Genomic DNA, 23022 nt, shown 5'->3' on the forward strand with positions numbered 1-23022 from the left:
CAGCAGTCAGTGGAGTGGCGCAACCCGTTCTACCAGCAGGGCGACGCGCTGCCCCGCCGCGCGGGTGAGAATGAGCGTGCCGGATTCGGGGCCCTTGAGCTTCAGCCGGGTGCGCAGGGTGGCGGGATCGACGTCGACGCCCCGCTTCTTGATCTCGAGGGTGCCGATGCGGCGTTCCTGCAGGGCCAGCCGCAGCTTCTTCTCGTCGACCGGCAGCAGCTCCAGCACCCGGAACGCGGTGGCGAAAGGCGTGCGCTGCAGCGTCTGGGAGGTGAGATACGCGATGGCGTCGCTCAGCATCTGCGCGTCGAGCGATCGGGCCAGATCGCCGATCAGGCGGGCGCGGATGACCGCACCGTCCGGCTCGTAGAGATAGTCGCCCAGCACGCCCACCGGGGCATCCACGCTGTCGCCGGGTGCGGTCAGTTCGTGAGTTCCGGTGCGGCCCAACACGAGGGCGGCACGACGGATGCCGGGCCGCGCCAGAGCACCGAACCACAGCCCCATCTCCACGAGCTTGCCGTCCACGGACACCCACTGCGCTTCGGCCGCCGCGGGGATGAGGTCGCGGTCGTGCCCCGGACCGAGCTTGACGCCGATGGGCATTCGTTCACTGAGGCCGAAGACGAAGTCGAGGTGCGGGGAGTAGTCCTCGGGCCGGGTGAGGCGCTTGGTATTGGCATGCCCGGCGGTGCGGCGGGCCGGGTCCAACCAGGCGGCGTCGAACCCGGCCAGGTCCACGTCTTCCGCGGCGGAGTGCAGCACGCTCGCGTTCTCGAACGGGGCCAGGTTGTAGCTGGCGACGGTCGCGGTCACCTCGTCGGCGTCCACCGCCGTCACGGTGAGGTCCATCGCGGCCAGGGCCATGGCGTCGCCGCCGATGCCGCAGCCGAGGTCGGCGACCCGGTTCAGGCCGCCGCCGACGAACCGGCCCGCGTGCAGGGCGGCCACCTGCAGCCGCGTGGCCTGCTCGAGCCCGGCATCCGTGAAGAGCATCCGCCCGGCGAACTCTCCGAACTTGGGCACAGCCTTGGCGCGCAGTCGCGACTGGCCGAGCACGGCGGTGACCAGGTCAGGGCTGTGCCCGGCCTTGCGCAGGTCGCTTACCACCCGCACGACATCGGCGGCCGATTCGTACGGCGGCAACGAGTCCAGCAGGCGCAAACCGCCCGGCGACAACAGCTCGACGAGCTCTGAGCGTTCCATCGTGCAAACCTATCAACCCCGGCGCATCTGGCACTCACGTTGCGTGAGTGCCAGATGCGCCCTAAACTCGGCTTAGCACTCTCGCTGTGAGTCTGCTAACTATGTCTTAGCTAAGAAAGAGGTCAACCGTGTCGGTCTCCATCAAGCCGCTCGAGGATCGCATCGTCATCAAGCAGGTCGACGCAGAGCAGACCACCGCATCAGGTCTGGTCATTCCTGACACCGCCAAGGAAAAGCCCCAGGAGGGCGAAGTTGTCGCAGTCGGCCCCGGCCGCATTGACGACAACGGCAACCGCATTCCGCTCGACGTCGCCGTCGGCGACAAGGTGATCTACTCCAAGTACGGCGGAACCGAGGTCAAGTTCGGTGGCGAGGACCTCCTCGTGCTCTCGGCTCGCGACGTGCTCGCGGTCGTCGTTCGCTAGTCACACGCACTGATTGATAGAATCCCGGATGGCCTGGCCATTCGGGATTCTTCTTCGTTAAGAAAGGCGCGTCCGTGCAACAAGGCCCGTCCTCACCTGGCACACCCCGAGGGGGCAGGGCGACCCGGCCGGCGCGGTCGGAGCAGAGTAAGGGCCTGATCTACGCGATCCTCGCCTACGCCCTGTGGGGCATGCTGCCGCTCTTCTTCCTGTTGCTCGCCCCGAGCGGCGCCTTCGAGATCGTGGCCTGGAGGGTGCTCTTCTCGCTCGTCTTCTGCGCGCTTCTGATCACGGTCACCCGCAAATGGCGCGCGTTCTTCGTCCTGGTGCGGCGGCCGCGCATCGTGTTCACCATGGGGCTGGCCGGGCTGCTTATCTTCGTGAACTGGCAAACCTACGTGTACGCCGCTCTCAGTGGCCACGTTGTCGAGGCTGCCCTGGGCTACTTCATCAACCCGATCGTCACGGTGTTCCTCGGCGTTCTTCTTCTGGGGGAGAAGCTGCGCCCGCTGCAGTGGGTGGCCGTGGGCATCAGCCTCGGCGCCGTGGTCGTGCTGACCGTCGGCTACGGTTCGCTGCCGTGGGTGTCGCTCATCCTCGCCTTCTCCTTCGGCTTCTACGGCCTGATCAAGAAGCGGGTGGGCCGCGACGTCGACGCCGTCGCCGGGCTCACGCTCGAGACGATCTGGTTGGCGCCCATCGCCGTCGTGCAGCTGATCGTGGTGGCCTCCATCTCCGGCCTCACTATTGGAACCCTGTCGACCTGGCACACGCTGGGGCTGCTTGCCACGGGAATCGTGACCGCCGTCCCGCTTCTGTTCTTCGCCGCGGCGGCCCGGCGTCTGCCCTTGACCTACATGGGACTGATCCAGTACTTCGCGCCGATCCTCCAGTTCCTGGTCGGCGTCTTCGTGCTTCTGGAGCCCATGCCGCCCGAGCGCTGGGTCGGTTTCGGACTGGTCTGGGTGGCTCTCATCGTTCTCACAACCGACATGGTCCTCACCGGTCGCGCTCCCCGGCGTGCGTCCCTCGAACCCGCCTAAGCCGCGTTACGCTCGATGGCGCACCTCGTACGTGAAAGGACACCGGATGCGCGCTGCTTCGACTTCCGTCCCCGTCAGGCTGATCGGGGCGCTCGCCGGCGTTCTTCTGCTCTCGGGTTGCGTGCCGGAGGTGACCCCGACCGCCGCGCCACAGTCCGCGGCCCCCGTCGTGGTTGAACCGACCGGCGACGGGACTGTGCGCATCGGAACCCTGTTTCCCATGACGGGCGATGACGCTGCCAGCGGTGCCGCACAGGTGGCCGGGTCTGAATTGGCGGCCCGGGAAATCACCGAGCAGGGCCGCGTGCTCGGGACTCCGATCCAGCTGATCCACCGTGACTCCGCCGTCACTGCGGCGGACTCCCTGGCCGACCTGCTTGCCCGTGGCGTCGACGTCGTGCTGTGGGACGCCACGATTCCGGTCCCGGACGACCTGGCCGCTGCGGCCCTGGCGGCCCCGGTGGCGCTGCTGGCGCTCGGAAGCTTCGCGAACGGCGGCACGCCGCTGGCCGCGGGCGAGGAATTCGCGGTGCGGCTGCGCACCCTCGACCCGGGCCTGGTCGACACCGCCGGCGGTGGGGAGGCCTACGACGGAGTTGTCCTGAGCGCCTTGGCCGCCGCACGGGCCGGGGACGACGGAGCAGCGTCGATCTCGCCTGCCCTTGACCAGGTCAGCACCGGGTCGGCGGCGTGCGCCTCGTGGGGAGAATGTGCGGCCGCGCTGGCCGATGCGCAACAGATCGCCTATTCAGGAGTCACCGGCCGCCGATCGTAACGATTGGGTCTGCGTTACACGGATGTGACACGGTTGCCTTGTTTCGTGCGATCCCTGTCAATAATGTGACAGAACGGCAGTCAATCGACCGCTGTCATTTCTCATTCTCTACTCCCAAGGAGCAACATGAGCGTATTCGCGAAGGCCTCGGCCTCCCGCTCAGTCCGGGCCGTCGTCACTGGAGTCGCCATGGTCGGCGTCAGTGCACTTCTGCTCACCGGATGCAGCAGCAACGCTGCAGATCCGGCTGAATCGGAAGCCCCCGCTGCGAGCGGAGACGCCCAAGCCATCACGGCCGGCGACCGCGACCTCACCCTGAAGATCGGCACCATCCTTCCCCAGAGTGGCGCCCTGGCCTTCCTCGGCCCGCCCGAAGAAGCCGGTGTCGCACTTGCCGTCAAGGACATCAACGACGCGAACCTCGGCCTCACCGTCGAGGCGATCTTCCGCGACTCCGGCGACACCACGACGGATACCGCAACCGGCTCTGTGACCGACCTTCTCTCGCAGGATGTCTCCGCGATCATCGGTGCGGCGTCCTCGGGCGTCTCCAAGACTGTGATCGACCAGATCACTGGTGCTGGCGTCGTGCAGTTCTCCCCGGCCAACACCTCGGCGGACTTCACGAAGTACGCCGATAAGGACCTCTACTGGCGCACCGCCCCGTCTGACCTGTTGCAGGGTGAAGTTCTGGGCACCCAGATCGCCGAGGACGGCAACAGCACTCTCGGCCTCATCGTACTCAACGACTCCTACGGCACCGGCCTGGCCGAGTCCACCACGGCGGCCTTCGAGGCTGCCGGCGGCGAGGTTGTCGCTACATCGCTCTTCAACGAGGGTGACTCCAACTTCGCGGCTCAGATCTCCGAAGTGACCGCCTCAAACCCGGACGCGATCGCCCTGATCACGTTCGACCAGGCCAAGGTCATCACCCCCGCACTGGTCGGCTCCGGCTACCCCGGTGGCAACCTCTACTTCGTGGACGGCAACCTGGCTGACTACAGCAAGGACTTCGACGCGGGCATCATCACCGGCGCGAAGGGCACCCTGCCCGGACTCGACGTGGGAACCCTCGGCGACTTCACCGACCGTCTCTTGGAGATCGACCCGACCCTGACCGACTTCAGCTACGCGGCCGAGTCCTACGACGCCGTCATGCTGGTCGCGATGGCTGCCTACGCGGCCAACGACGTCTCGGGTGAGGCCATCTCCAAGCACCTCCGCCAGGTCTCGGGCGGAACCGGCGACGGCGCGACGGTCACCGACTTCACCGCGGCGGCCGAGGCACTCGCGGCCGGCGACCAGGTCGACTACGACGGCTTCTCCGGCCCGGTCACGTTCGACGAGAACGGCGACCCGACCGAGGCGACCATCGGCGTCTACGAATATGTCGAGGACAACACGTACAAGCGCATCAACTAGCCACCGATCGGTCGCTGACTGATCTCTGACAGGTGAAGGGCCCCGACCTCGGTCGGGGCCCTTTTCGTGCGCCCAGCGCCCGCCTACGGCGCTGGGCGACTCCCCAGAATCCGTCGTCGGTGCCGGACACGTCGATGCGGGTACGTCGCGATGCGGACACGTCGCGGTGCGGGTACGTCGCGATGCGGGTACGTCGCAATGCGGACACGTCGCGGTGCGGGCACGCAGAAGCGGCACCCGAGAATCTCGGGTGCCGCTTCTGCGTGCTGGTCGTGCTGGTCGTGCAGCTGAGGTTAGTCGTCCTGGCCGAGAGTGCCGAGGTAGAGGCCGATCACCTTGGGATCGTTCAGCAGCTCCCGTCCGGTGCCCGTGTAGGCGTCGCGGCCCTGGTCGAGCACGTAGCCGCGGTCACAGATCTGCAGGCACCGACGGGCATTCTGCTCCACCATGATGGTCGTGACGCCGGCCTTGTTGATCTCCTTGACGCGCAGGAAGGCTTCGTCCTGGCGCACCGGGGAGAGCCCGGCGCTCGGCTCATCGAGCAGCAGTACGTGCGGGCCCATCATCAGTGCCCGCGACATGGCGACCATCTGGCGCTCGCCGCCCGACAGCGACCCGGCGCGCTGTTGAAGCCGCTTCTTCAGTTCCGGGAAGATCTCGGTGACGAACTCGAGGCGTTCGTGCAGGCCCTTCGGTTTCAGGAACATCCCCATCTCCAGGTTCTCCTGGATGGTGAGCGTGGGGAAGACGTTGTTCGTCTGAGGCACGAAGCCGACGCCTTTGGCGACGAGCTTGTTCGCCTTGAGGTTGGTGATGTTCTCGCCGCGAAGCAGGATCTCACCCTCCCTCACCTTGACCTGGCCGAAGATCGACTTGAGCAGTGTGGACTTGCCGGCGCCGTTCGGGCCGATGATCCCGATCAGCTCGCCGTCGAAGGCGGTCAGGGAACAGGCGTTGAGGATGTTGACGCCCGGCAGGTAACCGGCCGTCACGGTCTTGACCTCGACGACGGGCTGCCCGGTGGGGGTGTAGGCCGGTGCGGCGGCAGGGCTAGTGTTCGTCAATCGAGCAGCTCCTTAATGGCTTCGACGTGTTCTGTTTCGGCGGCCGGATCTTCGCCGAGGTCCTCGTCGTGGTGCTGGCCCAGGTAGGCGTCGATCACGGCGGGATTGCGCATCACCTCGTGCGGGTCGCCTTCGGCGACCACCCGGCCCTCGGCCATGACGATGACCCAGTCGGCGATGTGGCGAACCATATGCATGTCGTGCTCGACGAACAGCACCGTCATGCCTTCGGCCTTCAGGTTCAGGATGTGGTCCAGCAGCGACTGCGTCAGCGCCGGGTTCACCCCGGCCATCGGCTCGTCGAGCATGACCAGACTCGGCTCGCTCATCAGCGCCCGCGCCATCTCCAGCAGCTTGCGCTGCCCGCCGGACAGGCTGGCGGCGTAGTCGTCCTTCTTGGCGTCGAGCTTGAACCGTTCGAGGATGTCGATGGCCCGGGCCTTGTTCGCCTCCTCCTGCTTGCGCCAGAAGAAGGGGAAGATCGCCCGGAACAGGTTTTCGCCCGCCTGGCCTTTGGCACCGAGAAGCATGTTGTCCATGACCGTCAGCAGGCCGAGGGCTTTGGTGAGCTGGAAGGTGCGCACCTGGCCCATCCGGGCCACCTTGAACGCCGGCATGCCTGAGAGCGGGCGGCCCTCGAACGTCCACGACCCGGAATCGGGTTTGTCGAATCCGGTGAGGAGGTTGAACAGGGTCGTTTTACCGGCCCCGTTCGGACCGATCAGCGCCGTGATGGCTCCGCGGGGGATTTCGACGTGGTCGACATCCACGGCCTTGAGCCCGCCGAAGGTGCGGCTCACGCCGTCGGCCACCAAGATCGGGTCGCGCTTTGTGCATCCCGGTCGGGCCTCGCCGATGTGCAGGTCGGTGGACTTGACCGGCTTGTTGCTGGGAACGGTGTTATTTGACAAAGGCCAACTCCTTCTTGTTTCCGAAGATGCCCTGCGGTCTGAAGATGACTATGAGCATGATCGCCACTCCCACCAGGATGAAGCGCAGCTGGCCAGCCTGAATGCTGGTCATGAAGGGAATCCAGCCTGCTTCCACCGCGCGGGCGATGAACCCGGAGAAGAAGGAGAGCAGAACCCAGAAGACCATCGAGCCGATGACCGGCCCGAGGATCGTCGATGCGCCGCCGAGCAGGAGGATCGCGTAGATGAAGAATGTCAGAGACGTCTGGTAGTTCGACGGCACCACAGCACGGGGGAGCACGAAGATCATGCCCGCGATCGTGCCGAACGCGCCGCCGAGGATCAGAGACTGCATCTTGTAGGAGTAGACGTTCTTGCCGAGCGCGCGCACGGCATCCTCGTCTTCACGGATCCCCTTGATCACGCGACCCCACGGGCTGCGCATGATCTGCCAGGTGAACAGGCAGGCGAGAGCCACGATCGACCAGGCCACGATGCGCAGCCACCAGTCGTACTCGTTGTACTCGAAGGGACCGAAGCCGTACCGCCCCTCGGGGATGGGGTTGAGGCCGGCGAAACCGCCCTTGTACCCGCTGAGCCCGTTCGCCGAGCCGGTGATGGCCTGGAACGTGTTCGTCGTGAACAGGAGGCGCACGATCTCCGCCGCGGCGATCGTCACGATCGCCAGGTAGTCCGCCCGCAGACGCAGGGTAGGAATACCCAGGATCAGGGCGAAGATGACGGATGCGCCGATCCCCACCAGCACGGCACCCCAGACGGGGAAGCCGAAGCTGAGGGTGGAAATGGCGAACCCGTAGGCGCCGAGGGCCATGAAGCCGGCCTGGCCGAAGTTCAGAAGGCCGGTGTATCCGAAGTGGATCGCCAGCCCGAGCGCCGCGAGGGCGTAGGCGGCGGTGGTCGGGCTGATCAGCTCGACGGCTGCGTTGCTAAAGATTGCTCCCCAGTCGATCATCGGATGCCCTTCTAGCCAATTCTCTCTTTGCGACCCAGGATGCCTTGCGGCCGAAGCAGCAGAACCAGGATCAGCACGACAAGTGCACCGACGTATTTAAGGTCGGAGGGAAGCCACAGCGTCGACAGCTCGACGAACAGGCCGACGATGATCGAACCGATCAGGGCGCCGAAAGCGGTACCGAGTCCGCCGAGGGTCACGGCCGCGAAGACGAGCAGCAGGATCTGGAAGCCCATGTCCCAGCTGACGCCCGGCCGGAAATACGCCCACAGCACGCCACTGAGGCCGGCGAGCCCGCCGCCGAGCACCCAGACGATCCGGATGACGCCGTCGACGTCGATCCCGCTGGCCGAGGCCAGGCTGGGGTTGTCGGAGACGGCGCGGGTGGCCTTGCCGATGCGGGTACGCAGCAGGAAGTAGGACACTGCCAGCAGCACCACGATGCTGATCCCCATGCTGGCGAGGTCGATCATCGAGAGCCGGATCGGTCCCAGCTTCATGTCTGCCAGGCCGGAGCCGGGAAGCTGACTCGTTCCGCCGCCGACGAAGATCTGGAACAGGTAGCGCAGGGCGAGGGAGAGACCGATGCTCACGATCATCAGTGGGATCAAACCGACGCCCTTGCGACGCAGCGGTTTCCAGATCACCGCGTCCAGGCTCCAGCCGAGGCCGGCGCTGAGCGCGATCGCGATGACGATCGCCAGCCAGATCGGAACACCCAGGGTGACCGAGAAGAGGAGGGTCATCAGCGCCCCGAAGGTGATCATCTCGGCGTGGGCGAAGTTGCTCAGCCCGGTGGTTCCGAAGATCAACGACAGCCCGATCGCGGCGAGGGCCAGAAGCAAACCGAAGTTCAGCCCGTTGACGAAGCGGTTGACGAACTGGTCGAAGAAGCTGACCGTCGTGCGCACGCCCTCGCCGAGGAAGAAGTTGACGGCCTTCACCTTGGTGAGACCGAACTCGGCCTCGGTCGTACTGCCGCCCTTGGCGACGATGACGCCCTTGGGCAGCGTCTCCTCGTCGAGGGAGACGGTATAGGTGGCCTTCTCGGGCACCCCGACCTTCCACTTGCCGTCGACGCCCGTCTTCACGGATGCCTCGTAGCCGGATCCCTCGACGGTGATCAGCACACCCTCGAGCGGTTCCTGGTTGAACTGCACGTTGCCGGAGAGAACGTAGTCATACTCCTCGGTGCCCACCTCGTCCGCGTGAGCCGGACCGGCGGACAGTGTGGCGAATGTGGACATCGTCAGGGCTGCGAAGAGCAGGCCGAGAAAGATCACCAGCATCCTGGGTGAGAATCTGCGAACAGCTTCAGTGGAATTCACTGCACCTCCATGGGGGCACCGTTGGGTCTGTGACCGGGCGTGCCCCGGGTCTCACCTGCCAACATCTTTGTCGACAGTAAGTGACGATTATGTCGCAAATGTCACGACAGGCATCGGCACCTCCTAGATTCTCTGTCGAGGAATGCGCAGAGCGCAACGTCGCTTAACATTGACAGGCCGGACTTTGTGTTGGAATGCCGGTCTTTTTCCACTTTCTCGCATCTGTAAAAAGGGGTTTCATGGATCAGCCAGATCCGTTCGGTTTCACCGGGCTCACGTATGACGACGTGCTTCTTCTCCCTGGGCACACCGACGTGATTCCCAGTGAAGCCGAGACCACGTCTCGCCTAACGCGCCGGATCAGCGTGGCCACTCCACTGCTTTCCAGTGCGATGGACACCGTCACCGAGACCCGGATGGCGATCGCGATGGCCCGCGAAGGCGGCCTCGGCGTGCTGCACCGCAACCTCTCGATCGCGGACCAGGCCGAGCAGGTCGACCTCGTCAAACGCAGCGAATCCGGCATGATTACCAATCCGGTAACAACTTCGCCAGACGCCACCGTCGCGGAGGTCGACGCCCTCTGCGGGCAGTTCCGCATCAGTGGTCTTCCCGTCGTCGACGCCGACGGCGTACTGGTGGGGATCATCACCAACCGGGACATGCGCTTCGTCTCCAGCACCAAGAAGCACACCACGCGCGTGCGCGAAGTGATGACCACGGCCCCGCTGATCACGGGCAAGGTGGGCATGGCTCCGATGGACGCCGTCGCCATCTTCGCCACCCACAAGATCGAGAAGCTTCCCCTCGTCGACGACCACGGCCGTCTCACGGGCCTGATCACGGTCAAGGACTTCGACAAGAGCGAGGAATACCCTTTCGCCACCAAGGACGACGCCGGACGCCTCCGCGTGGGCGCGGCCATCGGCTTCTTCGGCGACGCCTGGCAGCGCGCCACCGCACTGCTCGACGCGGGCGTCGACGTGCTCGTGGTCGACACCGCCAACGGCGATAGTGCCGGGGTGCTCGAGATCATCCGTCGTTTGAAGTCCGATCCCGCGTTCGAGGCTGTCGACGTGATCGGCGGCAACGTGGCCACGCGCTCCGGCGCCCAGGCCCTCATCGACGCCGGCGCGGACGCGATCAAGGTGGGCGTCGGCCCCGGCTCGATCTGCACCACTCGCATCGTCGCCGGGGTGGGCGTGCCGCAGATCACGGCCGTCTACCAGGCGTCGCTGGCGGCCAGGGAGACCGGCATCCCGGTCATCGCCGACGGCGGCCTGCAGTACTCCGGCGACATCGCCAAGGCACTGGTCGCCGGCGCGGATACTGTCATGCTCGGATCCCTTCTCGCCGGCTGTGACGAAAGCCCCGGCGAACTCGTCTTCGTCAACGGCAAGCAGTTCAAGACCTACCGCGGCATGGGCTCGCTGGGCGCGCTGCAGAGCCGAGGAACCAAGACTTCCTACTCCAAGGATCGCTACTTCCAGTCGGATGTCCCGTCTGACGACAAACTCATCCCGGAAGGCATCGAGGGCCAGGTTCCCTATCGCGGACCGGTGTCCGCCGTGGCATACCAGCTGATCGGCGGCCTGCGCCAGTCGATGTTCTACGTGGGCGCGCGCACGATTGACGAGCTCAAGCAGAAGGGCAAGTTCGTGCGGATCACCTCCGCCGGGCTGAAGGAGTCGCACCCGCACGACGTGCAGATCGTGGTCGAGGCACCCAACTACCGCCGCTAGAGGGCCGCGGCGAGTCGGGAGACCGCCTCGGCGAGCACCTCGGGGGAGCAGCCGAAGTTGAGGCGCGCGAAACCCCGGCCCGGCTCGCCGAACATCGGGCCGGGACTGAGCGCCACCCGCGCCTGCTCCAACGCGACCAGGGCCGGGTCGTCGCCCCAGCCGAGGCTGTGCAGGTCGAGCCAGGCCAGGTAGCTGGCGCCGGGCGGCCGATAGCCCGCCCCGGGCAACTGGGCGTCGAGCAACTCGGAGAGCAGCCGGCGGTTGGAGTCGAGCGCGGCGATCGCGCCGTCCAACCACGATTCGCCGTCGTTGTACGCCGCGATGCCCGCGATCAGGCCGAACTGGCTCGTTCGCCAGGACACCTCCCGGGGCAGGGCGGCGAGCTCGGCGCGCATCCGTTCGCCCGCCGTGACGAGAAGCGCGCATTTGAGGCCGGCCAGGTTCCAGGCCTTGCTGGCGCTCGTCACGCAGACGCCGTGGTCGGCGGCCTCGGGGGAGACGGCCAGGTAGGGCGTGAAGACGGCTTCGGCATACGTCAGCGGGGCGTGCACCTCGTCGCTGACCACCGTGACGCCGTACCGGGCGGCGAGTCCGGCCAGCGCCGTGAGGTCTTCAGCGGTGTGCGGATGCCCGACCGGGTTGTGCGGGTTGCTGAGCAGCACGGCTCGCACGCCGTCCTGGAACGAGTGCTCCAGGCCGTCGAGGTCGAGGGTCCAACCGGTCTGCCCGTTCAGGAGCGGGACGCAGGCCACCTGGCCGCCCGCCTCGGGCACAAGGTCGAAGAACGGCGGGTAGACCGGCGGGGTGATCGCGACCCGGTCACCGGGCTGGATCAGCAGCCGCAGCGTCTCCACGATGGCCACGCTGACATCCGTTGTGGTGCTCACCTGGTCCGGGTCGACCTGCCAGCCCCAGCGGCGGCCGGCGAACCCCGTGAAGGCTTCGGCGAGGCCATTGACCGGCGCAACGTAGCCGGTGTCGCTTCGCAACACCGCAGCGATCAGCGCTTCGGCCACGGGCTTCGCGAGCGGGAAGTCGGATTCGGCGACGAAGAGCGGCAGAATATCGGCGGGAAAACTACGCCATTTCATGCTCGTGCGCTCGCGCAGCAGGGTCAGTGGGTCGGCGGTGACGTCCATCACCTCAGGATGCACCCCGCGGCATCCGTCGGCGAGGAGCCCCGCGGCACCTAAACTGGAATCATGGAAATCGAGATCGGCCGCTCCAAGCGCGCTCGCCGCGTGTACGCCTTCGACGACATCGCGATTGTGCCCAGCCGGCGCACCCGCGACCCGGAGGATGTGTCGGTCAGCTGGGCCATCGACGCGTACCAGTTCTCGATCCCGTTCCTCGCGGCCCCGATGGACTCCGTGGTGTCGCCCAAGACAGCCATCATGATGGGCCAGCTCGGCGGCGTCGGCGTGCTCGACCTCGAAGGCCTCTGGACCCGATACGACAACCCCGAGCCGCTCCTCGCCGAGATTCGGGAGCTGCCCGCCGACCGGGCCACCGCACGTATGCAGGAGATGTACGCCGAGCCGATCAAGCCCGAACTCGTCACCGAGCGCCTCGCGGAGATCCGCGCGGCCGGTGTCACCGTGGCCGGAGCCCTGTCGCCGCAGCGCACGCAGGAACTGTACGGAACGGTCGTCGCCGCCGGCGTCGACCTGTTCGTCATCCGCGGCACCACCGTCTCGGCCGAGCACGTCTCGCAGAACCAGGAACCCCTCAACCTCAAGAAGTTCATCTACGAGCTCGACGTGCCCGTGATCGTGGGCGGCGCGGCGACATACACGGCGGCCCTGCACCTCATGCGCACGGGCGCGGCTGGCGTGCTCGTGGGCTTCGGCGGCGGTGCGGCGTCGACCACACGCGCATCCCTCGGCATCCACGCCCCCATGGCCACGGCCGTGGCGGACGTCGCCGGCGCCCGCCGGGACTACATGGACGAGTCCGGCGGACGCTACGTGCATGTCATCGCCGACGGCGGACTCAACACCTCCGGCGACATCGTCAAGGCCATCGCCTGCGGCGCCGACGCGGTCATGCTCGGCACAGCCCTGGCCCGCGCGACGGATGCCCCCGGCGGCGGGTTCCACTGGGGTGCCGAGGTGCACCACTCGAAGCTGCCCCGCGGCAAACGGGTCGAGGTGGGCGCTCTCGCGCCGCTCGAGACGATCCTCTACGGCCCGACTCCGATCGCCGACGGCACCGCGAACCTCGTGGGCGCCCTGCGCCGTTCGATGGCCACGACCGGCTACTCCGACCTGAAGGAATTCCAGCGCGTCGAGGTGGTCGTCGCTCCCTACCGGGGGAACTAGGCCGGCACGCGGGTGAACCCGGCCGTCAGCGGCCGGATCCGCCGCGGGCGGTTGTCGCGCCGTTCCGAGTGAACTAGCTTCTGTGTACACACCACACCATCCGAACTGGGAGTGAGCACATGGCAACAGGCAACTCGGCGTCACGGTCCGCGAAACTGGGTCCGGAAGAACGGGCCGCGGCCCTTGAACGGCTCACGGGCAAGGAGCTCGACATCCTGGTCGTGGGCGGCGGCATCGTCGGCGCAGGCGCCGCCCTGGACGCGGTCACCCGCGGCCTGAGCGTCGGCATCCTCGAGGCCAGAGACTGGGCATCGGGAACGTCGAGCCGGTCGTCGAAGCTGGTGCACGGCGGCATCCGTTATCTGGAACAGGCCGACTTTCGGCTGGTGCGCGAGGCGTTGACTGAGCGTGGACTACTTCTGCAGCGCATCGCCCCGCATTTGGTGAAGCCGGTCCGGTTCCTGTACCCGCTCCGGAAGCGGGTCACCGAGCGCTTCTACGTGGGCGCGGGCATGCTGCTCTACGACCTGTTCTCCTATGCCGGCGGGCGGGCCCCCGGCGTGCCGCACCATCGCCACCTGTCCAAGCGGCAGGTGAAGGCACTCCTGCCGAGCCTGAACACCGACACGATCGTCGGCGGCATCACCTACTACGACGGCCAGGTCGATGACGCGCTCTACGTGGCCTCGCTCGTGCGCACAGCGTCGTTCTACGGGGCGCACGCGGCCAGCCGGGTGCGCGTCGAGGGCTTCATCAAGGTCGGCGAGCGGGTGGTCGGAGTGCACGCCCACGACCTTCAGACCGGGGAGCGGTTCGATGTGCGGGCCCGTCAGGTCGTGAACGCGACGGGCGTCTGGACCGACGACACCCAGCGCATGGTCGGCGAACGCGGCACATTCAAGGTGCGGGCGTCGAAGGGCGTGCACCTTGTCGTGCCCCGGGACCGGTTCCAGTCGGCGATGGGTCTGCTGCTGCGCACCGAGAAGAGTGTTCTGTTCGTCATCCCGTGGGGACGTCACTGGCTGATCGGCACGACCGACACCGACTGGCACCTGGACAAGGCGCATCCCGCGGCTACGGCCGCCGACATCGACTACCTGCTCGAGCATGTGAACGCGGTGCTGCGGGTGCCGCTCACCCGGGAAGACGTCGAAGGCGTCTATGCGGGCCTCCGGCCGCTGCTGGCCGGCGAGTCGGAGAGCACCTCGAAGCTGTCACGCGAACACCTGGTCGGGCATTCCGTGCCCGGACTCGTGGTGATCGCGGGCGGCAAATGGACCACGTATCGGGTGATGGCGAAGGATGCGATCGATGCCGCCGCCGACGCGCTCGACGAACGCGTGCCTGCCTCCACCACCCACGACATCCCCCTGCTCGGCGCGGAAGGCTATCAGGCCGCCTGGAACAAGCGCAGCCGGATCGCCCGGGCCTTCGGCCTGCATACCGCCCGGGTCGAGCACCTGTTGAACCGGTACGGCACTCTGACCGACGAGCTGCTCGACCTCATCCGCGGCACGCCGTCGCTGGCCGACCCGCTGCCAGGGGCAGACGACTACATCGAGGCCGAGGTGGTCTATGCAGCCACCCATCTGGGCGCCCTGCACCTCGAGGACGTGCTGGCCCGCCGCACCCGCATCTCGATAGAGGCCTGGGACCGTGGTGTGTCCGCCGCCCCCGTGGCTGCCCGGCTGATGGCCGGCGTTCTCGGCTGGGATGAAGCCCGAGAAACGCGCGAGGTGGGCCACTACCTCAAGCGGGTGGCCGCGGAGCGGGCGTCGCAACAGCAACCGGACGACGAGTCCGCCGACCGCGCGCGCCTCGAGGCCCCAGACATCGTGGCCACGAAGTAAGGGAGAGGGCGTCGCATCCGTCACGCCGCAGCGGCACCTGCCCCCGGTGCGTCCACGGCCCGAACCAATTCGACGGAGATAGTGCCAGTGACGTGCCGAAACACGCCCGTCAGTGCGTTCGAGAGCAAAATCTCCGTCGAATGCGTGAGGGGCCGGCCCGCGTCTCCACGGGCAGATGGCACCCGAACTCGCTCCGGTAGACTGGGCTGACTGCCCACAAACCTCAGGAGTCGCACCATGGTTGACGTTCGGCGGGTCAAACTTCCCGGGGTGGGAGTGCTGCACACCTTCATTACGGATGATGGCGGCAAAGTCGGCGTCATCGCCCACCGGTCCGGGCACAGCGACCTCATCACCTTCGCGGACGACGAGGGCGGGCCTGACGCGGCCAAAGTGTCCCTGCGCCTGAATGAAGACGAGGCGCACACCCTCGCCGAGCTACTCGGCGGCACCCAGATCACCGAGTCGCTGACCGCGCTCGACCAGATCCCGGGCCTGAGCATCGACTGGTTCACCGTCGACTACGAGGACCACATCGCCGGCCAGGCGCTGGGCAACCCCGCCGACCGCGGCATCGCCGGCCTCACGGTCGTGGCCGTCGTACGCGGGGAGTCCGCCAACCCGGCGCCCGCCCACGACTTCCGTGTCTTTCCCGGCGACACGCTCGTCGTGGCCGGTTCCCCGGAGAAGGTCGCCAAGGCCTTCGCCTTCTTCCGCACCGGCGAGGTTAAGGCCAAGTCCGTCGACGCGCCGCCCGGAGGTTAGCCGATGCACCTCGGCGAAGACCTCATCACTCTTGGCATCCTGCTTGTCGTTGCCTATGTGCTCGGTCGCGCCGGAAAGCTGATCGGTCTGCCGTCCATTCCCATTTACATGATCGTCGGCCTGCTGGCGAGCCCGAACAGCGGCTGGTTCCCGCTCAACTTCCAGTCGGCCGACATTGAACTGATCGCCATCTTCGGCCTGATCCTGCTTCTGTTCAGCCTGGGCCTCGAATTCGACCAGGAAGCGTTCTTCGGCGATGCCGGAAAACTCCTGATCTCCGGCGGATCCTATGTTCTGATCAACATGGGCGCCGGGTTCGCCTTCGGTCTGATGGTCGGCTGGGGCAGCCGGGAAGCCCTCGTGATCGCCGGTATGACCGGCACCTCCTCGAGCGCCATCATCACCAAGCTCTTGATCGAACTGCGCCGCCTGGCGAACAAGGAAACCCCGATGATCCTCGGTGTGACCGTCGTCGGCGACATTTTCATCGCGGTCTACCTGGCGATCGTCTCCGTCGTGCTCAGCGGGAAGACCGAGGTCTGGCCGATCGTGCTGCAACTGAGCATTGCCTTCCTTTTCCTGGTCGTGATGTTCTCGGTGGCCCGCTGGGGGGCCAAGGTCGTGTCGCGGCTGATGCGCACGAAAGACGACGAGCTGTTCACCATCCTCTTCTTCGGGCTCGCCGTGCTGTTCGCCGGGATCGGCGAAATCATCGGGGTGACGGATGCGATCGGCGCCTTCCTGATCGGGGTGGTGCTCGGTGCGAGCACGTACCGCGGCCGAATCGAGCGCGTCGCCGTGCCCCTGCGCGATGTGTTCGGGGCCTTCTTCTTTCTCAACTTCGGCCTCGCGCTGAACGTGGCCGAATTCGGATCGGTGATCACCGTCGTGCTCGCCGCCGTCGCCATGACATTCGCGTTGAGCCTGGTCTCCGGGATGCTCCTGGCCAAACTGCACGGTATGGGCCCCCGCCAGGGGCTCAACACCGCGGCTATCTTCGTCAACCGCGGTGAGTTCACGCTGATCCTGGCGACCCTGTCGGTGACTGCGGGCCTCGATCAGCGGCTGCAACCGTTCGCGGGACTCTACGTGCTCACGATGGCGATCCTGGGACCGCTGTTCACGGCGAACTCCGAGAAGATCGGCGCCGCCCTGCGCCATCGCCCCGACGTCGCTCCGTCGGGCCAGCGCGCCAGCGACCGGATGCTGGCCGAGGAGATCGCGCTGGTGGAGGCGGTCACCAGCGCCGACGCCGGATCGGATGCCCAGCGTGCCGCCGACCGCCGCACCCGTCCCGCACAACCGCTGCTGCTGACCGATCCCGACGCCGCTCCCGACGTCGCCGATCCCACCGCGCGGGACTCGATGCTCGATTTCATTTCCGACCGGCTTCCCACCGAAACCGGACCGGGCGACAAACCGGCGCGCGGCACGGCCACAGGGGACTATTGATGATCAAGACCATGCTCCGTCCAAGGTGGCTGCTCGCCCTGCTCTTGGCACTCGCCATCGCCGCCGCCTTCGCTCTCCTCGGCCGGTGGCAGCTCGAACGCGCCATCGCCTCCGGAGAGGTTGTGGAGCGCAGCACCGAAACAGTTCAGCCGCTCGCTAGCGCCCTGCAGCCCGACGGGCCGCCCCGCGAGGCCGCAACCGGACAGCTCGTCACGACGGACGGTTCCTTCGTGCCGGGCGACGAAACGCTGATCAGTGAACGCCTCAACGACGGCGACAGCGGATTCTGGGTGGTGAGCCGCTTCCAGACTGCGGAGACGGCAGCTGTGCCCGCTTCCACCATCGCGGTGGCCCGCGGTTGGGCGGCCACCGAGGCCGAGGCCCGAGTGGCGATGGAGGAGCTCTCGGCCCAGGCGGCTGAGCAGCAGCAGAGAGTGACCGGGCGGTTCGTGCCCTCCGAGGCCCCGGCCATCCCGGACGCGGCCAACGACCCGCAGAGCCAGACCACCGTCTCCACCGCGGCGCTGATCAACCAGTGGACCGACTTCACCGACCAGTCCGTCTACGCCGGCTACATCGTTGACACGGATGCCGCCCCGAACCTCATTGCGATCGACTCGCCCGTGCCCGGCAACGACGCCTCGATCAACTGGCTCAACATCTTCTACGCCCTCGAGTGGGCGGTCTTCGCCGGCTTCGCGGTCTTCCTCTGGTACCGCCTCGTGCGCGACGACTGGGAGCGGCAGACGGAACAGGCCGCCATTGACGCGGCGGAGGCCGTCTAGAATTAGAGAATGCCCCTCGACCCCAAGCCCGCCGACATTCCCAAAATCCCCGGCGCGCTCCGGCTCTACAAGGTCTCCTCGGTCATCACCGGTGTCTTCCTCCTGCTGCTCTGCGTCGAGGTCTTCCTGAAGTTCGTGCTCCAACTCGAAATCGAAGTCGCCGGCCCGAATGGGATCATCGCCCTCGTCGCTCGGGACTCCGTGACCGCATTCAATCTGAGCACCGGCATATTGATCGTGCACGGCTGGCTGTACGTGCTCTACCTGTTCAGTGACTTCCAGCTCTGGAGCCTGATGCGCTGGTCATTCCCCAAGTTCCTGCTGATCGCACTAGGAGGCATCATTCCTACCCTGTCCTTCTTCCTCGAGGTGCGCGTCGCGCGCGAGGTCAACGCCTTCCTGGCCACGCGCTCCGCGGCCGATTCGCCGGCCGCGGCCGAGGCCCGTCCGTGAGCGCCGCCGTGGCCGCGCAGACCGGCGCCCGTCCCGTTCTGGTGGTCGACTTCGGCGCCCAGTATGCGCAGCTGATCGCGCGCCGGGTGCGCGAGGCATCCGTCTACTCCGAAATCGTGGCCCACTCGATCACCGCGGCCGAGGTCGTGGAGAAGAACCCGCTCGGCATCGTGCTCAGCGGCGGACCGTCCAGCGTCTACGCCGAGGGTGCCCCCACCTTCGACCCGGCCATCTTCGACCTCGGCATCCCGATCCTCGGCATCTGCTACGGCTTCCAAGTGATGGCGACGACCCTCGGCGGCGAGGTGGCCCGAACCGGGCAGAGCGAGTACGGCGCGACCCCGGTCAGAGTCACCGACAGCGCTAACGCGCTGCTGGCCGGCCAGCCGGCCGAGCAGACGGCGTGGATGAGCCACGGCGACTCCGTGTCGAAGGCCCCCGCGGGCTTCGCGGTGCTCGCGTCCACCGCCTCCACCCCGGTCGCGGCGTTCGCGAACGACGAGCGCCGCCTCTACGGAGTGCAGTGGCACCCCGAGGTCAAGCACTCCGAATTCGGCCAGAACGTGCTCGAGAACTTCCTGCACCGTGCCTCCGGCATCGCCGCCGACTGGAACAGCGGCAACGTCATCGCCGAACAGGTGGCCCGCATCCAGGCCCAGGTCGGCACTGGAAAGGTCATCTGCGGGCTCTCCGGCGGAGTCGACTCCGCCGTGGCCGCCGCCCTCGTGCACAAGGCCATCGGCGACCAGCTCGTCTGCGTGTTCGTCGACCACGGCCTGTTGCGCCAGGACGAACGTCGCCAAGTCGAAGAAGACTACGTCAAGGCCACGGGCGTGCGCCTGGTCACCGTCGACGTGCGGGAGCAGTTCCTTACCGCCCTCGAGGGCGTCAGCGACCCCGAGACCAAGCGCAAGATCATCGGTCGCGAGTTCATCCGCACCTTCGAGCAGGCCCAGGCCGAGCTGATCAAGGAAGCGGCGGCAACGGATGGCGACCCGATCCGCTTCCTCGTTCAGGGCACCCTGTACCCGGACGTGGTCGAGTCCGGCGGCGGCAGCGGTACGGCCAACATCAAGAGCCACCACAACGTGGGCGGCCTGCCGGAAGACCTGCAGTTCGAACTGATCGAACCGCTGCGCACCCTGTTCAAGGACGAGGTGCGGGCGATCGGCGCCGAGCTAGGTCTTCCGGCCGAAATCGTGCAGCGTCAGCCGTTCCCCGGACCCGGCCTGGGCATCCGGATCGTCGGCTCGATCACGCAGGACCGGCTCGACCTGCTCCGCCACGCCGATGCGATCGTGCGCGCCGAACTGACGGCCGCTGGCCTCGACCGTGAGATCTGGCAGTGCCCGGTGGTGCTGCTCGCCGATGTGCGCTCCGTGGGCGTGCAGGGCGACGGTCGCACCTACGGGCACCCGATCGTGCTGCGCCCGGTGTCGTCGGAAGACGCCATGACGGCCGACTGGACCCGCTTGCCATACGACCTTCTGGCGCGGATCTCGAACCGGATCACGAACGAGGTCGATGGAGTGAACCGCGTCGTGCTCGACGTCACGTCCAAGCCGCCGGGGACGATCGAATGGGAGTAGGGGACTGCTCCTCGCTCTGGTTGTGAAAAAGAACACCCTTGTCCTGTGGATGAGGGTGTTTTCATTCGCGGGTAAGCGGGGGGAGTGGGCATTTCGCTCCTCAGCTCAGACAATGGGCGGCGGATGCCGCCCATAACTCGGCACCCCGCGAAACGCCCACTCCCCGCTCCGCTTCGCGATCGCTCGGGACGAGCTACTTCGTGAGGAGATTTTCGCGGCGCGTCGTGCGCGACGGGCGGCGGATGCGGAGTGTCGGGAAAGAGTCCTCAGTTACGTGGCCGTGCGGTGGGGAGGGGCAGGAGGACGACAGAAGGGCCGCTCCTGTGTGGAGCGGCCCTTCTGGTGGTGCGGAGTGGGGGTGCTACTCGCGGGCGATGGCGAAGATGCGCAGCATCTCGACGTAGAGCCAGACGACGGTCAGCATGATGCCGAAGGCGCCGGTCCAGCCGTACTTGCGCGGGGCGCGGTTATTGACGCCGCGCTGGATGAAGTCGAAGTCGAGCACCAGCGAGTACGCGGCCATGATCACGGCGAGGACGCCGATGATCAGGCCGAGCGGGATGCCCATGAACGTCGCGCTGCGAAGCCCGAACGCAGCATCCGTCGCGCCGAAGGCCATCATCCCGAAGTTGATCAGCGAGAACACGCCGTAGCCGATCATGGCGATCATGAAGACCTTGGTGGCCTTCTTGGAGGCGCGGATCTTGCCGTTGGCGAAGAGGGCCAGGGTGACGCCGACGACGACGAGCGTGGCGAGCACGGCCTGGGTGACGATACCCGCGTAGATCTGCTCGAAGACGATGGAGATTCCACCGACGAAGAGACCCTGGGCCGCAGCGTAGGCAAGGATGAGAGGCGGTGACGGCTCCTTCTTGAACGCGTTGACGAGCCCGAGGACCAGCCCGGCGATCGCACCGACGATGAGCGGCAGCATCGTCACCGGCGTGACGACCCAGCCGATGGCTGCGGTCACGAGCAGGAGGGCGAAGCTGAGCACCGTCTTGCGGATGGTGTCGTCGTAGCTCATGCGATCGGTGTCCTGCGAGCCGGCCGACGGAGCGTTGAACATGCTCTGCAGATCGCTGTCGGAGAGCACCTTGCCACCAGCAGTGGCGCCTGGAGCGCCGAAAGCGGCGTTTCGGGAGAATGCGGGGTTGGAGGATGCCATGGTTGCCGTAGCTCACAATCAAGTGGGTGGGAGTGAAGCCAGCATCGGAAGACGCTGGAGCGTTCCTAGATTCTATTCAGATCTGCTGGGGATCCGCCGTATTCGATGCTCGAAACGTGCCGGCTCCGGGGCTTCCGTGCGTTTATCCACCCCGCCAACCACCAGGCAAGCCATGCGCCGGCCGCGGCGATGGCGAACCCGATCAGGTAGCCGACCCAGTTTTGTTCGTAGTCGTTCAACTGCTCCTTGAGCAGAAAACTCATCGCGATCGACGGGATCACGGCGAGATAGCTCAGCCAGGGGCGGTGCCGAACCAGAAGCCAGCAGGCCAGCAGCGCCGCGAAGGCTCCGTTGAAGTCGGCGCCGCCCAGCAGCAGGATGCTCGAGGCCAGGGCGGGAACCACCACCGCGAGTCGGCGCCACAGCGCACCCGGAAGCACCAGCCACCCCGCCAGCTGCAAGCACACCCCGGCAACCAGGAAGTGCAGGCTGTACGTGCTGGTGAGGATCGTGGCGAGCACCCCGAGCACGACCAGCGTCAGGCCGGTGGCGCAGCGCGCGCGATAGTTGCCCCAGCGGTGCCGACGGGCGAGGGGTGCGGTCCAGGGTGTCATCGCCTCGATTCTGGCAGTTGCACGCGTAGGGTTGGGAAATGCAGCCGATTGTGATCGGTCACCGCGGGGCGAGCGGTTACCGACCAGAGCACACCCGTTCCGCCTACGAACTGGCCGTCGCCCTCGGTGCGGACGCGGTCGAGCCGGACATCGTGGCCACCCGCGACGGAGTTCTCGTCGTGCGGCACGAGAACGAGATCGGGTCGACGACGGATGTCGCGGCGCACCCCGAGTTCGCGGGCCGCCGTACCAGCAAGGTAGTCGACGGCATCCGTCTCACCGGTTGGTTCACCGAGGATTTCACGTGGGCCGAGCTGCGCACCCTGCGCGCCCGCGAGCGCCTGCCCGAGGTGCGCAAGTCGAGCGCCACCTTCGACGGGCGGTTTCCGCTGCTCCGGCTGCGGGACGTGTTCAAACTGGTGGACCGTCTTTCCGGGCGGGTGCGGCGGCCGATCGGCGTGGTGGCCGAGATCAAGCACGCCACCTACTTCGCCTCGATCGGCCTGCCGCTCGACGAGCTGTTCGCCGCAGAGGTGAACAACGCCGGTTGGAACGCCGGCGACGGTCGGCTCACAATCGAGAGCTTCGAACGCAGCCTGCTCGACAAGGTCTACGCCCGCGGCGTCTACGGCAAGCGCGTCTTCCTGCTCGAGGCCCGCGGCAAGCCATTCGACGAATTGTCGCTACTCGGCTCGCAGGCGCCGCGCTACGCCGACTACCTTTCCGACGCGGGGCTCTACGGGCTCAGCGGCAGGGTCGACGGCATCAGTGTGCCCAAGTCGCTCATTCTGGCGACGGATGCCGAGGGCCAAGTCTCTGGAGCCTCCGACCTGGTCGACGCGGCGCACGCCGCTGATCTGGAGATCTACTGCTGGACGCTGCGACCCGAGAACCGGTTCTTGGCAAGTACGTTTCGCCGCGGGAGGCTGCGAGCCGACTTCGGCAACTGGCAGGCTGAGTTCCGTACCATTTTGGGCACCGGTATCGACGGGGTTTTCGCTGACCATCCCGACCTGGCCGTTCTCGTGCGGGACGAGCTGGCCGCCGAGGACTGACCCAGGCGGCGCCTGTTGACCCGGTGTTGACTGCGGGTTCTGACTGTTGACCCGGCGCTGCCTGCCGCTGCTCGCCGGCCG

At 66.8% G+C, this 23022-nt stretch carries 21 protein-coding genes; 13 read left to right on the plus strand and 8 right to left on the minus strand.

The window, feature by feature from the left end:
- Positions 1–6: 6 nt before the first annotated feature.
- A complete protein-coding gene (locus E3O65_RS08835; protein WP_134363355.1) occupies positions 7–1206 on the minus strand; it encodes a class I SAM-dependent methyltransferase in 1200 nt (399 codons plus the stop codon).
- Between the two features lie 128 nt (positions 1207–1334).
- Here E3O65_RS08835 and groES point away from each other — a divergent pair, with 128 nt between their 5' ends.
- The 4 genes from groES (at position 1335) to E3O65_RS08855 (ending at position 4871) form a co-directional block, all read left to right on the plus strand.
- On the plus strand, positions 1335–1631 hold the full coding sequence (gene groES, locus E3O65_RS08840; protein ID WP_066597535.1) for a co-chaperone GroES: 297 nt from the start codon (positions 1335–1337) through the stop codon (positions 1629–1631).
- 74 nt (positions 1632–1705) lie between these two features.
- The gene (rarD, locus tag E3O65_RS08845) at positions 1706–2674 is read left to right on the plus strand and encodes an EamA family transporter RarD (RefSeq protein WP_422386414.1); all 969 of its coding nucleotides are present in this window, start codon (positions 1706–1708) and stop codon (positions 2672–2674) included.
- A 46-nt stretch (positions 2675–2720) separates the two neighbouring features.
- Entirely contained in the window at positions 2721–3449 is a 729-nt protein-coding gene (locus tag E3O65_RS08850) for an ABC transporter substrate-binding protein (RefSeq protein ID WP_134363356.1), read from the plus strand.
- A gap of 126 nt (positions 3450–3575) precedes the next feature.
- Positions 3576–4871: an ABC transporter substrate-binding protein gene (locus E3O65_RS08855; RefSeq protein WP_134363357.1), complete on the plus strand. Its 1296-nt coding sequence runs from the start codon at positions 3576–3578 to the stop codon at positions 4869–4871.
- Between the two features lie 293 nt (positions 4872–5164).
- Here the strand turns inward: E3O65_RS08855 and E3O65_RS08860 are convergent, their stop codons facing one another.
- The 4 genes from E3O65_RS08860 to E3O65_RS08875 are packed head-to-tail and all read right to left on the minus strand — an operon-like array spanning position 5165 to position 9108.
- Complete coding sequence (locus E3O65_RS08860) at positions 5165–5935, minus strand: ABC transporter ATP-binding protein (protein WP_134363358.1); 771 nt, start codon at positions 5933–5935, stop codon at positions 5165–5167.
- Positions 5932–6846: an ABC transporter ATP-binding protein gene (locus tag E3O65_RS08865; protein WP_134363359.1), complete on the minus strand. Its 915-nt coding sequence runs from the start codon at positions 6844–6846 to the stop codon at positions 5932–5934. Before E3O65_RS08865 ends, E3O65_RS08860 begins: the two co-directional genes overlap by 4 nt.
- Positions 6836–7816: a branched-chain amino acid ABC transporter permease gene (locus E3O65_RS08870; protein ID WP_134363397.1), complete on the minus strand. Its 981-nt coding sequence runs from the start codon at positions 7814–7816 to the stop codon at positions 6836–6838. The genes E3O65_RS08865 and E3O65_RS08870 overlap by 11 nt, the downstream gene beginning before the upstream one ends.
- A gap of 14 nt (positions 7817–7830) precedes the next feature.
- Positions 7831–9108, minus strand: a complete 1278-nt coding sequence (locus tag E3O65_RS08875) for a branched-chain amino acid ABC transporter permease (RefSeq protein ID WP_134363360.1) — start codon at positions 9106–9108, stop codon at positions 7831–7833.
- A 278-nt stretch (positions 9109–9386) separates the two neighbouring features.
- Here E3O65_RS08875 and guaB point away from each other — a divergent pair, with 278 nt between their 5' ends.
- The gene (guaB, locus tag E3O65_RS08880) at positions 9387–10889 is read left to right on the plus strand and encodes an IMP dehydrogenase (RefSeq protein WP_134363361.1); all 1503 of its coding nucleotides are present in this window, start codon (positions 9387–9389) and stop codon (positions 10887–10889) included.
- On the opposite strand, the gene E3O65_RS08885 is transcribed toward guaB, so the two are convergent.
- Positions 10886–12028, minus strand: coding sequence for a MalY/PatB family protein (locus E3O65_RS08885; protein WP_134363362.1), 1143 nt, complete (start codon positions 12026–12028; stop codon positions 10886–10888). The genes guaB and E3O65_RS08885 overlap by 4 nt on opposite strands.
- Before the next feature lie 63 nt (positions 12029–12091).
- Between E3O65_RS08885 and E3O65_RS08890 the strand changes: the two genes are divergently transcribed.
- The 7 genes from E3O65_RS08890 (at position 12092) to guaA (ending at position 20104) form a co-directional block, all read left to right on the plus strand.
- Positions 12092–13210: a GuaB3 family IMP dehydrogenase-related protein gene (locus E3O65_RS08890; protein WP_134363363.1), complete on the plus strand. Its 1119-nt coding sequence runs from the start codon at positions 12092–12094 to the stop codon at positions 13208–13210.
- Between the two features lie 119 nt (positions 13211–13329).
- Positions 13330–15060: a glycerol-3-phosphate dehydrogenase/oxidase gene (locus E3O65_RS08895; RefSeq protein WP_134363364.1), complete on the plus strand. Its 1731-nt coding sequence runs from the start codon at positions 13330–13332 to the stop codon at positions 15058–15060.
- Positions 15061–15297: 237 nt separating this feature from the next.
- Entirely contained in the window at positions 15298–15825 is a 528-nt protein-coding gene (locus tag E3O65_RS08900; RefSeq protein WP_104100916.1) for a cation:proton antiporter regulatory subunit, read from the plus strand.
- A gap of 3 nt (positions 15826–15828) precedes the next feature.
- Positions 15829–17277, plus strand: a complete 1449-nt coding sequence (locus E3O65_RS08905) for a cation:proton antiporter (protein ID WP_134363365.1) — start codon at positions 15829–15831, stop codon at positions 17275–17277.
- The gene (locus E3O65_RS08910; RefSeq protein WP_134363366.1) at positions 17277–18062 is read left to right on the plus strand and encodes an SURF1 family protein; all 786 of its coding nucleotides are present in this window, start codon (positions 17277–17279) and stop codon (positions 18060–18062) included. Before E3O65_RS08905 ends, E3O65_RS08910 begins: the two co-directional genes overlap by 1 nt.
- 9 nt (positions 18063–18071) lie before the next feature.
- A complete protein-coding gene (locus E3O65_RS08915; protein WP_134363367.1) occupies positions 18072–18515 on the plus strand; it encodes a DUF3817 domain-containing protein in 444 nt (147 codons plus the stop codon).
- Positions 18516–18523: 8 nt separating this feature from the next.
- On the plus strand, positions 18524–20104 hold the full coding sequence (guaA, locus tag E3O65_RS08920; RefSeq protein ID WP_134363398.1) for a glutamine-hydrolyzing GMP synthase: 1581 nt from the start codon (positions 18524–18526) through the stop codon (positions 20102–20104).
- A 361-nt stretch (positions 20105–20465) separates the two neighbouring features.
- On the opposite strand, the gene E3O65_RS08925 is transcribed toward guaA, so the two are convergent.
- Positions 20466–21272: a Bax inhibitor-1/YccA family protein gene (locus E3O65_RS08925; protein ID WP_134363368.1), complete on the minus strand. Its 807-nt coding sequence runs from the start codon at positions 21270–21272 to the stop codon at positions 20466–20468.
- 65 nt (positions 21273–21337) lie between these two features.
- A complete protein-coding gene (locus E3O65_RS08930; protein ID WP_134363369.1) occupies positions 21338–21886 on the minus strand; it encodes a hypothetical protein in 549 nt (182 codons plus the stop codon).
- A gap of 38 nt (positions 21887–21924) precedes the next feature.
- On the opposite strand from E3O65_RS08930, the gene E3O65_RS08935 reads away from it, so the two are divergent.
- Positions 21925–22941, plus strand: coding sequence for a glycerophosphodiester phosphodiesterase family protein (locus E3O65_RS08935; protein WP_134363370.1), 1017 nt, complete (start codon positions 21925–21927; stop codon positions 22939–22941).
- The last annotated feature ends 81 nt before the right edge of the window (positions 22942–23022 follow it).

The sequence above is a fragment of the Cryobacterium breve genome (assembly GCF_004402375.1).
In the GTDB taxonomy this organism is placed as follows: domain Bacteria; phylum Actinomycetota; class Actinomycetes; order Actinomycetales; family Microbacteriaceae; genus Cryobacterium; species Cryobacterium breve.

Excerpts from the sequence above, each read along its gene's own strand:
- E3O65_RS08925 (WP_134363368.1), bottom strand. The coding sequence starts at position 21,272 with ATGGCATCCTCCAACCCCGCATTCTCCCGAAACGCCGCTTTCGGCGCT.
- E3O65_RS08835 (WP_134363355.1), bottom strand. The coding sequence starts at position 1,206 with ATGGAACGCTCAGAGCTCGTCGAGCTGTTGTCGCCGGGCGGTTTGCGC.
- E3O65_RS08900 (WP_104100916.1), top strand. The coding sequence starts at position 15,298 with ATGGTTGACGTTCGGCGGGTCAAACTTCCCGGGGTGGGAGTGCTGCAC.
- E3O65_RS08850 (WP_134363356.1), top strand. The coding sequence starts at position 2,721 with ATGCGCGCTGCTTCGACTTCCGTCCCCGTCAGGCTGATCGGGGCGCTC.
- E3O65_RS08910 (WP_134363366.1), top strand. The coding sequence starts at position 17,277 with ATGATCAAGACCATGCTCCGTCCAAGGTGGCTGCTCGCCCTGCTCTTG.
- E3O65_RS08890 (WP_134363363.1), top strand. The coding sequence starts at position 12,092 with ATGGAAATCGAGATCGGCCGCTCCAAGCGCGCTCGCCGCGTGTACGCC.
- E3O65_RS08855 (WP_134363357.1), top strand. The coding sequence starts at position 3,576 with ATGAGCGTATTCGCGAAGGCCTCGGCCTCCCGCTCAGTCCGGGCCGTC.
- E3O65_RS08915 (WP_134363367.1), top strand. The coding sequence starts at position 18,072 with ATGCCCCTCGACCCCAAGCCCGCCGACATTCCCAAAATCCCCGGCGCG.
- E3O65_RS08895 (WP_134363364.1), top strand. The coding sequence starts at position 13,330 with ATGGCAACAGGCAACTCGGCGTCACGGTCCGCGAAACTGGGTCCGGAA.
- E3O65_RS08885 (WP_134363362.1), bottom strand. The coding sequence starts at position 12,028 with ATGGACGTCACCGCCGACCCACTGACCCTGCTGCGCGAGCGCACGAGC.
- E3O65_RS08905 (WP_134363365.1), top strand. The coding sequence starts at position 15,829 with ATGCACCTCGGCGAAGACCTCATCACTCTTGGCATCCTGCTTGTCGTT.
- E3O65_RS08875 (WP_134363360.1), bottom strand. The coding sequence starts at position 9,108 with ATGCTGGTGATCTTTCTCGGCCTGCTCTTCGCAGCCCTGACGATGTCC.
- E3O65_RS08930 (WP_134363369.1), bottom strand. The coding sequence starts at position 21,886 with ATGACACCCTGGACCGCACCCCTCGCCCGTCGGCACCGCTGGGGCAAC.
- guaB (WP_134363361.1), top strand. The coding sequence starts at position 9,387 with ATGGATCAGCCAGATCCGTTCGGTTTCACCGGGCTCACGTATGACGAC.
- E3O65_RS08935 (WP_134363370.1), top strand. The coding sequence starts at position 21,925 with ATGCAGCCGATTGTGATCGGTCACCGCGGGGCGAGCGGTTACCGACCA.